This window comes from Haloferax marinisediminis, assembly GCF_009674585.1.
In the GTDB taxonomy this organism is placed as follows: domain Archaea; phylum Halobacteriota; class Halobacteria; order Halobacteriales; family Haloferacaceae; genus Haloferax; species Haloferax marinisediminis.
Map to the genome: position 1 here is coordinate 877,304 of NZ_WKJP01000001.1, position 15,431 is coordinate 892,734.

16 protein-coding genes are annotated in these 15,431 nt (G+C 62.1%); 6 read left to right on the top strand and 10 right to left on the bottom strand.

Annotation, left to right across the window (positions count from 1 at the left end):
• Window positions 1-53: 53 nt before the first annotated feature.
• Window positions 54-623 (top strand): hypothetical protein, encoded by a 570-nt coding sequence (locus tag GJR98_RS04550; protein WP_151135886.1) that lies wholly within the window; start codon window positions 54-56, stop codon window positions 621-623.
• 18 nt (window positions 624-641) lie between these two features.
• Here the strand turns inward: GJR98_RS04550 and GJR98_RS04555 are convergent, their stop codons facing one another.
• Window positions 642-1,682: an NAD(P)-dependent alcohol dehydrogenase gene (locus GJR98_RS04555; protein WP_151135888.1), complete on the bottom strand. Its 1,041-nt coding sequence runs from the start codon at window positions 1,680-1,682 to the stop codon at window positions 642-644.
• Between the two features lie 350 nt (window positions 1,683-2,032).
• Here GJR98_RS04555 and GJR98_RS04560 point away from each other — a divergent pair, with 350 nt between their 5' ends.
• A complete protein-coding gene (locus GJR98_RS04560; protein ID WP_151135891.1) occupies window positions 2,033-3,358 on the top strand; it encodes an MFS transporter in 1,326 nt (441 codons plus the stop codon).
• Between the two features lie 30 nt (window positions 3,359-3,388).
• On the opposite strand, the gene GJR98_RS04565 is transcribed toward GJR98_RS04560, so the two are convergent.
• Both GJR98_RS04565 and GJR98_RS04570 read right to left on the bottom strand, forming a co-directional pair.
• On the bottom strand, window positions 3,389-6,511 hold the full coding sequence (locus GJR98_RS04565) for an Eco57I restriction-modification methylase domain-containing protein (RefSeq protein ID WP_151135893.1): 3,123 nt from the start codon (window positions 6,509-6,511) through the stop codon (window positions 3,389-3,391).
• Between the two features lie 357 nt (window positions 6,512-6,868).
• A complete protein-coding gene (locus tag GJR98_RS04570; RefSeq protein WP_191965417.1) occupies window positions 6,869-7,480 on the bottom strand; it encodes a metal-dependent hydrolase in 612 nt (203 codons plus the stop codon).
• A 99-nt stretch (window positions 7,481-7,579) separates the two neighbouring features.
• Between GJR98_RS04570 and GJR98_RS04575 the strand changes: the two genes are divergently transcribed.
• Both GJR98_RS04575 and GJR98_RS04580 read left to right on the top strand, forming a co-directional pair.
• Entirely contained in the window at window positions 7,580-8,197 is a 618-nt protein-coding gene (locus GJR98_RS04575; RefSeq protein WP_151135895.1) for a hypothetical protein, read from the top strand.
• A gap of 41 nt (window positions 8,198-8,238) precedes the next feature.
• The gene (locus GJR98_RS04580; protein ID WP_151135897.1) at window positions 8,239-8,892 is read left to right on the top strand and encodes a potassium channel family protein; all 654 of its coding nucleotides are present in this window, start codon (window positions 8,239-8,241) and stop codon (window positions 8,890-8,892) included.
• 346 nt (window positions 8,893-9,238) lie between these two features.
• Here the strand turns inward: GJR98_RS04580 and GJR98_RS04585 are convergent, their stop codons facing one another.
• From GJR98_RS04585 to GJR98_RS04595, 3 genes are read right to left on the bottom strand one after another with little or no spacing between them, the layout of a single operon-like run.
• On the bottom strand, window positions 9,239-10,066 hold the full coding sequence (locus tag GJR98_RS04585) for an ABC transporter ATP-binding protein (protein WP_151135899.1): 828 nt from the start codon (window positions 10,064-10,066) through the stop codon (window positions 9,239-9,241).
• Entirely contained in the window at window positions 10,063-10,755 is a 693-nt protein-coding gene (locus GJR98_RS04590; protein WP_151135901.1) for an ABC transporter permease, read from the bottom strand. Before GJR98_RS04590 ends, GJR98_RS04585 begins: the two co-directional genes overlap by 4 nt.
• 24 nt (window positions 10,756-10,779) lie before the next feature.
• On the bottom strand, window positions 10,780-11,802 hold the full coding sequence (locus GJR98_RS04595; RefSeq protein ID WP_151135903.1) for a substrate-binding domain-containing protein: 1,023 nt from the start codon (window positions 11,800-11,802) through the stop codon (window positions 10,780-10,782).
• A gap of 258 nt (window positions 11,803-12,060) precedes the next feature.
• Between GJR98_RS04595 and GJR98_RS04600 the strand changes: the two genes are divergently transcribed.
• Window positions 12,061-12,537, top strand: a complete 477-nt coding sequence (locus GJR98_RS04600; protein WP_151135905.1) for a PIN domain-containing protein — start codon at window positions 12,061-12,063, stop codon at window positions 12,535-12,537.
• A gap of 12 nt (window positions 12,538-12,549) precedes the next feature.
• Here the strand turns inward: GJR98_RS04600 and GJR98_RS17435 are convergent, their stop codons facing one another.
• Both GJR98_RS17435 and GJR98_RS04605 read right to left on the bottom strand, forming a co-directional pair.
• Window positions 12,550-12,726: a hypothetical protein gene (locus GJR98_RS17435; protein ID WP_191965418.1), complete on the bottom strand. Its 177-nt coding sequence runs from the start codon at window positions 12,724-12,726 to the stop codon at window positions 12,550-12,552.
• A gap of 79 nt (window positions 12,727-12,805) precedes the next feature.
• Window positions 12,806-13,189: an ACT domain-containing protein gene (locus GJR98_RS04605; RefSeq protein ID WP_151135907.1), complete on the bottom strand. Its 384-nt coding sequence runs from the start codon at window positions 13,187-13,189 to the stop codon at window positions 12,806-12,808.
• Window positions 13,190-13,476: 287 nt separating this feature from the next.
• On the opposite strand from GJR98_RS04605, the gene GJR98_RS04610 reads away from it, so the two are divergent.
• Window positions 13,477-14,292 (top strand): CPBP family intramembrane glutamic endopeptidase, encoded by an 816-nt coding sequence (locus GJR98_RS04610; protein WP_191965419.1) that lies wholly within the window; start codon window positions 13,477-13,479, stop codon window positions 14,290-14,292.
• A 97-nt stretch (window positions 14,293-14,389) separates the two neighbouring features.
• Here the strand turns inward: GJR98_RS04610 and GJR98_RS04615 are convergent, their stop codons facing one another.
• Window positions 14,390-15,022 (bottom strand): non-canonical purine NTP pyrophosphatase, encoded by a 633-nt coding sequence (locus GJR98_RS04615; protein WP_151135911.1) that lies wholly within the window; start codon window positions 15,020-15,022, stop codon window positions 14,390-14,392.
• A gap of 51 nt (window positions 15,023-15,073) precedes the next feature.
• Window positions 15,074-15,352, bottom strand: coding sequence for a DUF5808 domain-containing protein (locus GJR98_RS04620; protein WP_151135913.1), 279 nt, complete (start codon window positions 15,350-15,352; stop codon window positions 15,074-15,076).
• Window positions 15,353-15,431 lie beyond the last annotated feature (79 nt).

Here is a 15,431-nt window from a genome sequence, read left to right on the forward strand (position 1 = left end):
CACGTCGCCAAAACGAATTACTCTGTTGGCTGAGATACCTGATTGAACAGACCATGAAACTGAACCGAAGAACCTGGTTACGGGTGGTGGGGTCGCTCGGCGTTGCGGTCGGTGTCGCAGGATGTTCGTCAGGGGCGCTGGACGGCGACGGTGACACGCAGGAGACTGATTCGCGGGAGACGGCCACGACCACGACAGAATCCCAACCCGAGACCCAAACGACGACGGAAACGACGGAGACGACGACCGAGGAGGCGACTGCGCCCGCCGACTTCGGCGAGTCTGTTGGGTCACAGGAGAAGGGACCGAACCCCGCCGCGACCGACGAAACAGGAACCGTCGCGACAGACAAACTGACGAGTGGGCTCACGTTCACCGACCACTATCACTACTCGATGAACGGCGTCGAGGGCGTCGCTGGGACGGTCGAAAACGAGAGCGAAACGACGTTCGAGACGGTCACCATTCACGTGACGGTCGACCCCGGTGGTGCTGGACCCTACACGAAAACGCTGAAATCGTCGCTTCCGGCGGGCGAAACACAGCGATTCCAGTTCAGGTTCGGTGACGATGCGCCCGAAGAAGTCGACTCGTACACCATCTGGGCGACCGGGGAGCAGTAGGTGTGCTTCGGTCCCTCGTTACGGCGTAATCACCGCCCGTCCTTCGATTTCACCGTGTTCGAGTCGTTCGGCGACGGTGTTCACCTCGTCGAGGCCGTACCGAGTCGTTCGGAGTTCGACGTCGCCGCGCTCGACGAGCGCCACGAGTTCTTGTAACTCCGTGTACTGGCCGACGAGCGTCCCACGGAACGAGAACTCGCCGTTGACGAGTGCCTGCGACGGTTCGTGGACGTGTCCACCGTAGCCGATGATATGGTGGTCACCGCCGGCGGCGACGATGTCAGGCGCGTATCCCGTCGTCTCGTCCGCGCCGACGAAGTCGAGCACCTGTGCCGCCCCGGTGCCGTCGGTGAGCGCCTCGATTTCGGAAACCACGTCCGCCGTCGTCGGGTTAATCGTGTGGGTCGCACCGAGGTCTGTGGCGAGGTCCAGCGCCTCGTCCTTCACGTCGACGGCGACGATATCTGGTGCACTCATCGCGTCCACGCACTGGAGTCCGATGTGTCCGAGGCCACCGATTCCGATGACGACGGCGGTGTCACCCGGGTTCAGTTCGTGAACCGCCTTCTTCGCAGCGTGATAGGCGGTGATGCCGGCGTCAGCGTGAGGCGCGATATCGACGGGGTCGACACCGTCTGGAAGCGGAATGACGGCACGCTCGTTCGTGTGCAGGTATTCGGCGAACCCGCCGTCTGTCGTGAGACCGTTGAACATACTGTTCTCACAGTACATGTCTTCACCCTGCCGGCACGGCCGACAGATGCCACACGTCTGGACGGGGTGACAGATGACTGGGTCGCCTTCGTCGACGAGTTGGACTTCGTCGCCCGTCTCGACGACAGTCCCGGCGTTCTCGTGGCCGAGTGTCATCGGCAGCGGTTGGTCGACGTACTCTGCCCACATCCCCTCGATGATGTGGTTATCAGTCTGGCACCACCCCGCGCCTTCGACTTCGACGATGACCCCGTTCGACGCCGTAATCGACGGCCGCTCGACCTCGTCGATCTGCAATGCCGTGCTCATCTCGTCAGTGTACTCGTGGAGCCTCGCTGCTTGCATGGTAACATATGTCAAATCATCGTAGAGACACAAAAATCCTCGTTGCTGTCAGATTCAGTGAGAGTCGGTGTCTCGACTCAGGTCGTCAACGAACGATTCCGACTCACGAACCTGTCGCGTTCACGCCGCACCACGTGTCGGTCTGGCCCTCTCCCTAGCATCCGGATACAGTACGCCGACGACAACCCATTCTTCCGAGTCATGCGTTCCTTGGCCGCTTCGCCACCGGGTCGGCTTGGTGACCCGATGACCCGGTCGAAAATTGGATGACCCCTCGACACACGTGGGTCTCCTCGCTCACCCCTCGGTCCCACGATAGACATTTACACGCGCACTTTGACACCTGTGTCATGGCACGGTTCTCGATTCGGGCACATCCGACGCGCTGGCGGTGGGTACTGTGGGCACTCCTCGCAGTCGGATTCCTCCTCGTCAGTTTCCACCGGGTGACGACGGCCGTCCTCGCAGACGACCTCTCGCGGGCGTTCGACACCACCGGTGCAGAACTCGGCTTGCTGCACGCCTCGTTCTTCTACATCTATGCAGGGTTGCAGTTGCCTGCGGGTATCCTCGTCGACAGAGCGGGGTCGCGGCGAGTCGCTGCTGCTGGCCTCGCGGTGATGTCACTCGGTGTGTTCGGGTTCGCGCTGGCACCGACCTACGGCATCGCGTTCGCCTCACGCGCACTGTTAGGACTCGGCGGGAGCGTCCTCTACACGGCGACGCTTCGGTTCCTCGCGAACTGGTATCGTCCGGACGAGTTCGCCACGATGACGGGGTGGACCGTCGCTGCGGCGGGGATGGGCGGTGTCCTCGCAACCACACCGCTGGCGATTGCTATCGACAGTGCAGACTGGCGAGCGGTGTTGCTCGCCATCGGTGTCGGGGGACTCGGCCTCGCAGCAGTGACGTTCTTCGTGATTCGTGACCGCCCGCGAGACGCTGGTTTCGAACCAGTAGACGGCGTTCATCCCCCGACGTCGAGAATCGAGTTTTCGACCGTCGTCGAGAACACGAAACGGGTGCTGAAAGAGGGTGAGACGTGGTTGATGGGGACGATGCTGTTTCTCGTCTTGGGGACGAACTTCACCGTCCTCGGGCTCTGGGGCGTCCCCTACATCGCGGACCTCTACGACGTGTCGGTCCGGACGGCGTCGATGTTCGTCTTCGTCGGCAACGTCGGGTTCCTCCTCGGGTCACCCATCATGGGAACGCTCTCGGACCGACTGGGCCACCGAACCGAACTCATCCTCGGGTCCTGTGTAGTGTTCACGCTCGCGTACGGTCTCATCTTCTTCTTCGTCACCCCGCCGTTACTCGTCGCCGGCGGGTTGCTCTTCGCTGCACTGTTCGTCATGGGTGGGTCCGTCATCGCCTTCACCGTCGCCAAAGAACGGCACGTTGCGTCTGCGAGTGCGACTGCCACGGGCGCGATAAACAGCATGGGCTACTTCGGTGCTGCCGTTTTCCCCGCAGTCATGGGGTACGCCCTCGACACCTACTGGACCGGCGAGACTCTCGCCGGTGCCCGGGTCTACACCCCTGCTGGTTATCGTGTCGCGTTCGGCATCGCCACCGCCGCGGGCGTCGTCGCCGTCGTGTGTGCCTATCTGCTCCACCGGCGTGTGTCCCGTGTCGAGTCGGCTCCGACCAGTCACCCCGAACCGACCGACTAAGCGACGAGCGTCAGAACTGGTACCGGTGGCTTACCGCCTGTCGCCGACTGCCCGCAACCGGTCCAGTTTTTCGAGCGTCTCTTCGATTACCATCTCACGGATGTCGAGTACGTCTAACACCGTTCTCGCCTCGTCTCGCGTCAGTCCGTAGCGGTCGAAGACGGTCGCATCGAGTTCCATCTGTGCATCTCTCATTGCAGTCTCTATCGCCACGATATCGGTCCGTGTCGACGCTCGTGTGTCGACGTTCTCTGTGCTGTCGTCCACCTCGCGTTCGACCGCACGAATCACGTCCACCGCCGGGTCGACCGTCGATTCGCCGGCAGTGGGGACGATGGTTTTGTTCAGGACGTGTTCGAGCGTGTCGACGTTCGTCCGCGAGTCGAACAGGTTCGCCAGCGACAGATAGCCCATCTGGAGCAGTTCGCGGTTCCGAAACTCCACTCGGAGCAGTTCTTCTTCGACGGTCGAATCGAGGCCGTACACGACGACAGACGGTGTTTCGGTGTCGCCGACGACAGTGAACGCCTCGTACGCAGTTTCGAGTTCGGCAGCATCGCCACCAGGGTCGACCGAAGACGCCACAGTCCACGTTTCTGTGTCCCCGTTCCGAATCGCCGCTTTGTCCGTCCGGAGAGTCTGTCCGAGACTTCGACCTTCGGTGTCCAGTGTCTCGACTCGGCGGTTCCACGCACGGCGGAAACAGTGCTGCCGTTCCGAGAGCGCTTCGAGTTCTTCGACGAGCGGGGTCAACTGTGTCGTCCCGTCGATAGCGAGTCCTCGAAGTTGCGTCAGCGACACCCGTGGGAACAGGCCTTGACTCATCTTCTCGCCAGTGACGAGTGACTGCAGATACAGCAGTCTGCTGTTCAGTAACCCGAGTAGGTGTTCGTAGTCGTACTCGTCGTCGGTCAACACGACCGAAATCACCGACTTTGGGAAGAGTCGCTTCGTCTCAGAGCGGGTGGCTATCAACCCCGTCTCTCGCTTCGACGGCACCTCTCGCACCAGGAGCTTTTCACCGTCGAGGAACCTGTCCGGTGGGATTCGGAAGAACTCCGCAGTCGTGTCCACGTATCGGGTCGCAGAGCGGTCGAGGTGATATCGGGTGAGCGCGCTCGACCGGGTGTCGGGGACGTACCCGGCGTGTTCCTTCTGCGCCGAGTGGAACACCTCGTCCGTGATTTGTCCTGCGGTGTGGATGCTCTTGTGATAGAGTTGGTAGCCGACGGTCAGGTCGGCGATTTCACGCAACGTCGTCGCGCCCGCCGCCATCTTCGCGCTAATCGCGTACTCGTCAGTTCCGACGTAAGGATTGACGTGGTACGCCGGTGGCTCGATACTCGATGCTGGGACGGTTCGCTGCTGCCGGAAGGCACCGTCGGTCCCGAGCGTCCCGACGCGAATCTCGGGATGGTCGTCTCCACTCGACTCTCCGAGCGTGGATGGACCGCGCGTGTCGACGACGACCGCGATGCTGTTCTGGCCAACACCGACGAACGCCGAATCCGGAACGAATGCAATCTTCGAGAGTCGTGCAGTGTCTAACAGGACGCGTCGGAGGTCCCGTGCACCCGGAATCGACAACCACGTGTTCGGCGTCACCATCCCCAATCGCCCCGCCGTCACCGCGAGTGATTTTTCGAGGAAGTATCGATAGAGGTCTGGTTGCCCCGCCTGATACGCGTACGTCTCGGCGAGGAACTCCTTGGTGTGTGGGTTTCCTTCTATCACCCACGGCGGGTTCCCGACGACACAGTCGAATCCGTCTGCATCGCGGTACACGTGCCAGAACTGAAGCGGCCAGTAGAACGGCGTGGTCTCGTCCAGAAGCGCATCTGACGACTGTGTCTCTTCGACACACTCCTCGAACATCGAATCGAGGTCCGTCCGTATCTGGGTCAGAACCTTCGCTGCCCGCCCGAGGACATCTCGGTTGCTCAGGTCTTCGACGGCGGTATCGCGCGCGTGGAGAACCTGTTCCAGCTCCGCGTCGTACTGTTCGTGCAATGTCGTTCGCACACGCTCGTCGGGAAGGCCGACGAGTGAGTCGCCGCACCCGAAGTTCAGTTCTAACTCGGGTGAGAGGGTTCTGCCACCCACAGAAGCGTCGCTGCGGCGGTCGTCAGGGTCGCTGCAGTAGCTGGCAGGGGCACGCTCGACGGCTTCGAGCCAGATGTTTAGCTTCGCGATGTCCAGCGCGTGTCGGTCGAGGTCGACCGCGTGGAGGTGTCGGAGAACGAGTTTCGAGACCAGCCTTCGTTCTCGGAGAATGGTCTCTCCTCGCTCGTCTTCGATGCACCCGAGTCGCCGCTGAAGCGTGTCGATACGTTCGATTCCATCGTCGACTGCTGTATCTGGGCGTGTTCCTTCGTCTGAATCGCGCCGACGTGACTGGCGCTGGTCGTCGAGAAATGCGAACAGTCGGTCGTACTCGTCTCGGATGACGTCGAACGCCGCGACGAGGAACGACCCCGTCCCGCACGCAGGGTCGAGAACCCTGAATTCGGTGAACTCCGTCGCGGCGGCCATCGCATCGTCCCACGACTCCGTTACGACCGCGTTCTCGAATCGAGTTGCGATGTCGTCCAGCTGGACGCCGACCGTGTCGGCGACGAGCGACCGCGAGACGTACCGTGGCGTGTAGTAGATACCTCGGCCGTCCCGCCCTTCTGCGAGGTACTGCTCGTAGATGTGGCCGAACACGTCCTCGTCTATCGTAGAGAAGTCCTCACTCGTGAGTGCCGTCGTATCCGCACAGTCCTGCGTCGCGTCAAGTCCAAGCACTGCCACGACGGTCTGCGAGAGCAGTTCGACGTTCGCGTCCGATTGTTCGACTTCGGCGTAGACGTCTCGTGTGAAGTGTTTGACGTCGCAGTACGCTCGGACCTCTGCAGTTACCGCTTCGAAGAAGCCGCTGAGAACTGCCTGTCTGTCTTCGTGGCCTCTCTCTCGTTCGTGTCTCTCCCACGTCTCTCGAAGCCATTCGGCGTCGATGACACCGACGTCGGACAGCGTCTGGACGAACACGAGTTGCGTGAGGAGTGTGACCACGTTCTCCGTGTGTTCGTCGTCGCTCGGGTCACCGACGAACTCGACAGTGTCGAACGCCGCAACCCACCGGTCGAAGCGCTGGAAGAATGGGTCGGTCACTGCGCGCTGTCCTCGCGTAGACGGACCGGCTCGGTCTTACAGCACAGTCTCGGGTCGGCCAGCAGGACGTCTCTTCGAGACAGGTCGTGGTCCGACGGCGAGAACATGACAAACACCTCTGCCGGACGAGTGATTAATCACCCGGTCAGCGACCCCTCACGACGGTCCGTCTCGGAACTGTCGTCAGTTCTCGCCATACCTGTCTCGAACCGCGCGACGTTGGTCTGTCATCGGTGGAACGGCGTTACGTGTGTCCGCAACTGGCGTGAATAAATGTCTTCTCCCGGATAGTGGGGGTTGGGCAGGCACAGAGCCGTAACTCTCGAGTCGAGAAAACAGTGAGAAGGTCGGGTTCGTCTACCGAAGGTCCCGAACGAACCGCTCGGGCACGTGGTCGATGAGGTGGTCGGGAATCGCTGCGACGGTGCGTTCGGCGATTGCGACCATCGGCTTTCGGAGGAGCACGTAGACGCCCGAGATGGCGACTGCGCCGATGACGAGCGTCTGGGCGAGACCGTCGAAGACGACGACTGGTGGCACGGCGAAGGCCAGCGTCAGTGCGAGGTCTTCCGGAGAACCATCGTACCGGACGTAGCGTTTCGGGGCGAGCCATCGGCCGTTCCAGTGGTCGTACACGGCGCGTTCGGACGTTCCGAGCCACGGCTTGAGTTCGAGGCCGCCGCCGAGCACGTCAGACGCGGAGTGCAGCGCTGCTGCGGCGAGGAACAACGCGACAGCGAGCGTCGTCGTCGTCGGGTTCAACGCGGCGATTGCTACTGCCGGAACCGCGAGCGCGCTGAAGTACACTGGGAAGTGAAGCGTCTTGCGGTGGCCGGCGTACAGGTCAAAGTCAGGAAACAGGCCGCCGAGTGCGGCCGCAAGGACCGGGAGCATCCCGGCCTCGGGGACCAACGCCCAAACGGCGGTGCCGAGCACGACACCCGCAAGGGCGTGAGTGGTGGCCATCATCGAAGGTGCGTATGTAACCCGAGGGAAAAACAATGTCGGTGGTCGTGCTAGCTAGTGCCACGGCGCAATTTAGCAGTCATACGACGTACTCGTACGTACATGCACTCACGGCATATCGAGCGGATTGCAAGCCGATTTATCCAGCTCGTCATCGTGCTCATCTTCGTCGCCGGAGTGTACACGCGAAACCTCAGTGTCGTCGTCAACGCGCTCGTCGCCCTCGGTGCGACGTTTCTTCCGGCGATACTTCGCCGCGACTGGCAGATACGACTCCATCCGTTCTTGGGGATGTGGTTGACGACCGCTGTCTTGTTGCACGCGATTGGAATGCTCGGCCCGTACCACTCCATCAGCTGGTGGGACCACGTCACGCACACGCTCTCTGCGAGTGTCGTCGCCGCTGTCGGATACACGGCGGCGCGAGCAGTCGAAGCGCACAGTGACGCCGTCCACCTTCCCCAGCGGTTCATGTTCGTCTACATCCTGTTGTTTACGCTCGCCGCTGGCGTCCTCTGGGAAGTTCTGGAGTTCGGTGCGCGCCTCACGGCCGAAGCGGCGGGCAGCGAGGCCATTCTCGTGCAGTACGGCCTCGACGACACCATCGTAGACCTCCTCTTCGACTCCATCGGTGCGGTTCTCGTCGCCCTCTTCGGGACGGCAACCCTCTCTGACACGATCGATTCACTCACTGAGCACTTCGAGCGAATGCGACCCTGACGAGGGCCATCTTTTAGCTGACCGGTGTGTATTGTAGTACCATGATAATCGTTATCGTTGGATACGGTCGCGTGGGCTCTCGAACCGCTCGCGTGCTCCGAGAAGAGGGCCACGACGTGACCGTCGTCGACAACGACGAGAAGAAAGTCGACCGCGCCCTCGACGAAGGCTTCGAGGCAATCTTCGGCGATGGCGGGACCGAAAGCGTCCTGAAGTCAGCGGATATCGAGGCCGCAGACGCCGTCGGTGGACTCACTGGGGACCCGAACATCAACTTCGCAGCGTGTATGCTCGGAAAGGAGTTCGGGTGCCGCTCGGTCATGCGAATCAGCGAGGACTACCGACAGGAGATTTACGAGCGCTACGCCGACGACGTGGACGAAATCGTCTACCCAGAGCGGCTCGGCGCGGCCGGTGCGAAGACGGCACTCCTCGGCGGTGACTTCAACGCCCTCGGTGACCTGACCGACCAACTTCGCCTCACCACGGTGTCCATCCCCGAAGGCGCACCCATCGTCGGTGAGCACGTCGCCAGTATCGACCTCGGTGCCGACGGACGCGTCTACGCCCACGGCCGAGAGCGAGAACCGATGACGATTCCACTCCCCGGAACCGTCGTCGAACCGGGTGACCAACTCGCACTCCTCACCGAACGTGACGCGCTGGACCGGGTTCGGGCGCAACTGCTCGGCTGACGCGTCGCACCTGTTGAACAGCGCGTATTCTCACGGCTATCGGGTGGTTACAAATGACGGCGCCCTGGTGGTGACGCCGTCCGGAATGACAGCGCCCTGGTGGTGACGCCGTCCGGAATGGCGGCGCTTTGGTGGTGACGCCGCCGTCGTGCCGGGGGAGGCCGGAACGGTTTTTTGGTGGTGTGCCGGGCGCGCGGGTGGGAGGATGGGAACTGAGGCCGAGAGTGCGCGCCCAACCGACGGATATGTAGCACGGACCATAAACCTGCGTCAGACGGCAGTCACACATCGGTTCGAAATGCCACGTTTCGTGCGTCTCACTGGCCGTACCCGTCATATGACGGTCTCAGTAGACGAGCTTTCCGTCGATGAATCGCCGGACTCGGTCGTCGGCCGGCCGTTCGAACACGCGCTCGGTCGGTCCGGATTCGATACACGTCCCGTCGAGAAGCACCGCCGTTCGGTCCGACACACGTCGTGCTTGCTGCATATCGTGTGTGGCCAACGCGACGGCGATGCCGCGGTTTCGTGCCTCTCGCATCGCCGATTCGATCGCGGCGGTGTTTCGCGGGTCGAGGTTCGACGTCGGTTCGTCCAAGAGCAACACGTCCGGGTCGGGTGCGAGCGCGCGGGCGATTGCGACACGTTGGGCTTCGCCGGCGGACAGCGACCGCGCGTCACGGTGGAGCTTGTCTCCCATCCCGACGGTCTCCAGTGCACGTTCGATAGTCGGCGCGGGGTCGTTCCGACCGAGTGCAGCTTCGATGGCGGTCCGTACTCGCGTCCCCCACGACTGCCGAACGCGAAGTCCGTAGGCGACGTTGTCGGCGACGGTCGCAGAGAACAGACTCCGGGTCTGGAACCCCATCCCGATACGGCGCCTGACGGCGAGTCGCTGGTCGTCCGACATCTCCCAGACGTCTTCGCCATCGACTTCGACTGTGCCGCCGTCTGGCGGCTCGAACATCGCGAGTAGTCGGAAGAGCGTGGTCTTTCCCGTCCCCGACGGCCCAACGACGGCGAGTATCTCACCCGGTTCGACAGCGAGCGAGATATCTTCGAGAACGGTACCGTCACCGAACCCGTGGCCGAGGTTGCGTGCGGCCAGACGCGTCAACGTCCTCGATGCATCGTCGGTCGACGGGTGTTCTCCCAACGGGTTTGCGTCACTCATCGGCGCTCACCCGCTGGAGTTTGGTCTCTGAAGCGTGCGCCGAGCGCGTTCACGGTGAGCACCAGCGCGAGGAGGATGGCACCGAGGGCGATACCGGTCTCGATGTTCCCCTTCCGCGCTTCGACGGTGATTGCCGTCGTGAGCGTCCGAGTGAACGAGGTGCTATCCGAGAAGACGATGTTGCCACCGACGATGAGGACAGAGCCAACTTCACTGATTGCGCGGCCGTAGGCGGCCAAGAGCGCGGTTACGATTCCGTAGCGCGCTTCACGAATGACGAGCAGTCCAACGTCGGCAGACGTTGCACCGGTCGCGAAGGCGGCGTCTCTGAGGTCCTGTGGGACCGACTGAATCGCGGAGAGCGCGACACTCACGAGGACGGGAAGCGCGAGAATCGTCTGTGAGAGAATCATTGCTTCGGGCGTGAACAGCAGTTCGAACTCCCCGAGTGGACCGGACCGAGAGAGTGCGAGGAGGACGACGAGGCCGACGACGACGCTCGGAAAGCCCATCCCTGTCGAGATGATGGAGGTGACGATGGACTTTCCGCGGAAATCGCGGAATCCGACGGTGAGCGCGACTGGTAAGCCAATCGCGGCGCTGAGGAAGACAGCAACCGTACTCACGTACAGTGAGACGAACGTGATGCTGACGAGATAGGTCAGGTTCAGGTCGCCGAGGCCGAACACGAACGAAGGTGGGGTCGGACTGGACTAAAAGTCCTCGGGGACGTTCTCGGCGACCCACTGGTCGAACTGTGCGTCCGAGACAGACGCCGAGGCGTTGCCACCGTCGTACTCTTCGGGCACGTATTGGCCGAACTGTGGTGATTCAGACAGCGCGTTCGGGAAGAACAACTGCGACCCGTCGACGGTGTAGTTGCTGATAATCTCTTGTCCCTCGGGACTCGTCAGGAACCCGGCGTACGCCATCGCGAGCGAGTAGTTCACGTCGGGGTACTTCGCTGGGTTGACCGGAATGACGCCGTAGGGGTTCTTCAGAATCGCCGGCCCACCCTCGAGGGGCCCTTGCACCTGAATCTGCAGGTCGACGTTGTCTTTCGTCGCGAGATACGTCCCGCGGTCCGAGAGCGTGTACGCCTCCGACTGGTCGGCCTGCACGAGCGTGTCGCCCATGCCTTTGCCAATCTCGCGATACCACTTCCCCGACGGAGAGACGCCTGCAGCGTCCCAGATAAGCAGTTCCTTCTTGTTCGTTCCAGAGTCGTCGCCGCGGGAGACGAACGTCGCCTCCGACTCGGCGATAGTCGCGAAGGCGTCTGCCGCACTCGACGCACCCTCGATACCTGCTGGGTCGTCTGCCGGTCCGACGATGACGAAGTCGTTGAACATCACGTCGCGGCGGTTGACGCCGTAGCCTTCTTCGAGGAACTCGTCTTCTGCCCCGCGGGCGTGGACGAGGATGACGTCCGCGTCGCCGTTTCTCGCCGTCTCGATGGCTGCACCGGTTCCCTGTGGGATGGTCTTGATTCGCGCGTTGAACTTCTCTTCGAACACCGGATTGAGTGCGTCGAGGAGGCCCGTGTCGTACGTACTCGTCGTGGTTGCGAGCGTCAGTTCCTGCTTCGCACCACTCGAGTCACCTTCTTGATTTCCGCCCGACGCGGTTGTTTCGCCGTTCTCCTGCGACGGCGCCGACTCGCCTGTACATCCACTGAGTCCGAGAATAGCACCGACACCTGCTGCCTGCAAGAAACGTCGTCGCTGTATCGCCATGGTAGTGTCCTTTGCCGAGTGCCAATTAACTGTTTCCCACCTTATGTAATTGATACTAGTTGCGTGGTAACCAAAACTGATGGAATTGAGTCTGGAAATGGTTTCCTGCCTCACCGTCCGAACGGGAGTGCGTCGGATTCTTTTCGCACGGTAACGTCGTCTCCACCATGACATGGGAGTCGCTGTTCGCCCGCGCTGCCGAGTACGAGACGACCGACGCCGACATCTCCGAGGCGCTCCGCGCTCGCCGAGGTGGCGATGACTGACACCGACCCCGCACCGACGCGCGTCGTCGCCGACGCAGACGTCCTCGCGTCTGACCTCCTCGTCGGCGGTGCATCCCGCGACGCTCTCGACCATCTCCGCCGCCACTCGTGGACGACGCTCGTCGCCAGTGAGCAACTCCTCGACGATGCAGAAGCCACCATCGCGACGCTCGCAGACGAGTCACTCGCCGCCGACTGGCGTGACAAAGTCGAAGCGTGGGTCGAACTCGTGGAACATCCCGAGGGCGACCAACCCGCGCTCGCGTCCGCGTATCGCGGTGGGGCGATGCACCTCCTCACGTTCGACGACCGACTAACCTCTGCGAAGGCCGGTGCAGCACTCGGCGGCCGATTCCCGGTCAGTATCCGCCACCCACAGGCGTTTGCGACGCTGTTCGCTCCAGAGAGTCTGTACGCAGAAGTTGCAGACGACGAGTATCCCGGCCCGGACCGCGACCCGCGGGCGTGACGACCCGCGAAACTACGCCGCCAGCACCAACTGTGTCACGGCGTAAATCGCGATGACCGTCACCAGACCGAATCCGACTGCAACGCCGATGCTCTCCGAGGCCCCCTGAAAGAACACCGCGATGGCGGCGAAGACGGCGATTCCATACCCACCTGCGGCACCGGCGGCGACGACCGTCGTTCGGTTCATGAGTCCCTCTACGGGCCGAACAGTCGTGGTTCCGACCCCTCGCAATGATGGTCGTTGACGGGTACTGCTGGTTCGTCCGTTATCGCTCGACGGCACAGCCCAACGCTTCGAGCTTCTTCGTGGCTACTGGGACATCTTCCTCTTTGACGAGAACGTGGTCGGTCGAATACGCAGAGATGGCGAATATCGAGATATCTTCGTCGGCGAGCGCGGTTGCCACCGCCGCGAGAAACCCGACGAGTTCGAACGGGAGGACCATCTCGAATGTGAGGCGCTTCCACCCGGGTTCCGATTCGATGACGTTCTCGCCGCTGACGGTTCCCGCTTCGGCAACCACCGTCGTCTCGTTCTCGTCCTGAATCGTCGCAAACGCGGCCGACTCCGGATGTTCGGTCTTGTAGACGGTGTACGTCTCGTCGGAGACGGTGACTGTGCCGCCGTCGAGGAACTCGGTGGGATTCATACAGAGAGTGTCGCACCTGTCTGTGTAAACGATACGTTCGGTGCCTGCTTCTGCTCCTGTGTGGCGGTACTCGTGAACCACATTGGTCACCAAATGAAACCCCCGGTCACCATACGAATCCCTCTGTCAGCAAGCGCACAAATGGACGAACGTCGACAGCGGGCTGGTTTGGCACGCTCCAATTGAAAGAAATTGGTCGACACCGTCGTCCAATGTTGAATGTCCTCGAATATTGTGCGAATCATTATGCGTTCAGAAAGCAATCTTTCGATAGGGGTGAACAAATGATGAGTTCCATCTCAGAACGTTCCAATCAGTACATGTTGAAGTGGCCGCTCCTGTTCGCGGTCGCGATTATCGTCGGCAAGACGGTCATCGAAACGGCTGGCGTCATCGCCGGTGGGGCGGTCGGTCTGCCCGAACCGGCACTCCCTGTCATCGCGCTCCTGCTCGCGTCGGCCATCGCCCTCGGCCTCGTCTGGTGGTCCGGGTGGTGGCGTGACTCCGGCTTCGTCACGACCGTGCGAAATCTCCCTGCTCTGACGGTGCCGTTCCTTCTCCTGTTCCCCATCGTGATTTACTTCGGGGTGGTCGAGATTGACGGCCCAGTCTTCGGGTTCCTCCTCCTGCTGTTCTTCCTCACCGGATTCTCCGAAGAGGTGTTCTACCGTGGATTCCTCCTCCGATTGTTCCTGCCGCGCGGCCGGGTCTACGCGGTGGTCGTCACGGCGGTCCTGTTCGGGCTGAGCCACCTGCCGCAGTTGCTTCAGGGGTTGACACTCACCGACAACGCCATCCAAATCGCTCAGGCCATCATCTTCGGCCTGCTCTACGGGGCTGTCCGCCTCCGAATCGACAGCATCTGGCCGCTCGTGTTCATGCACATGCTATTCGACGTGACCGCTGCGATAGGTGGGGTGTTCGGGCCCACCGCGGTCCGGACCATCTCCGACATCCCGCTCGCCCTCTGGCTGGTCATTCTCGTCCCGAGTCTCATCGCGGCGGGCTACTACCTCTGGAAGCCGAGTACGGCGACAATCGACGGCCATCCAATCTCCGAACAGCCCGAACCGATAGTCGGTGATGTAGCGCGACCGGGATAATCGCTCGACGGACGCTTCGCGCCCGACGAGGCATACCTCGCTCACTCTGTTCGCTCGCTATACTTCTGGAAATCGTAGATTTCCAACGTTTGCTTCGCTACCGCTCAGCAAACCACGTCGCAAACTTCGCTAGCGCCCGCCCGCGGTGCGAGATACTGTTCTTCTCTTCGGTGCTCATCTCGGCCATCGTCTTGCCGTCGTGTTCGAAGATCGGGTCGTAGCCGAACCCTCCCTCGCCACGCGGTGGGACGATACGGCCGTTGATGACGCCTTCGAACAGTTTCACGGGGAGCGCTTCGGTCTCTTCTGCACTCTGTTCGGCACCGCGGGCGGCCGCGACGGTCCGGTCGTCTTTGTCCACGGGGTCGGGACTCGCTTCGAACGGTTCGCCGTCACAGTACGCGAGGACGCACCGGAAGGACGCGCGACGGGGTTCGTCGAGTTCGGCGGCGGCGAGTCGATAGACTGCCTCGACGCCGAGTGTGTCTTCGACGTAGGCGGAGTACGGCCCGGGGAAGCCCTCGAAGCCGTCGATAAAGAGACCGGCGTCGTCGACCAGTACGGGTTCGCCGGCGTAGCGGTAGGCTTCACGGGCGCCGTGGGCCGCGATGGGGCCGAGTTCGGAAGCCTGCACCTCGGTGTAGTCGAAGTCGAGTTGCGTGACGTCGTCGTCGAGATAGTCGAGGGCCTCGCGGACCTTGCCCTCGTTCGTGGTGACGTACCGGAGCATACCCGCCCATCTGCGGGCGGGCGTCGAAAAGTCGTCGGTGTGTCGTGCGCGTTAGTCGACGATGACTTCCACGGGGCCATCGTCGGCTTCTGCTGCTTCTTCTTTCTTCTCGCGGCTCTGGCGCTCGTTCCAGAGGAGGCCGCCGGCGACGAGGAGGACGAGCCACGAGCGCCAGCTCGCGAGGTTCAGCGTGTAGCCGATGCCGAACGGCTTCTCGACGAGCATGCCTTTACCCGGTTGCCAGTACGACGACAGGAGTCGCCCCGCGCTCGGGCGCTCGAAGTTGTAGGGGATGCCGAAGAGCGTTCCACTTTGAGGTTTGTCTGCCATACGAGACAGGTACGCCCGCTGACGATAAATCATTTTGGCCTTCCGACCAGTTTCGGTGGAGTGCCCCACCGACTCGCTT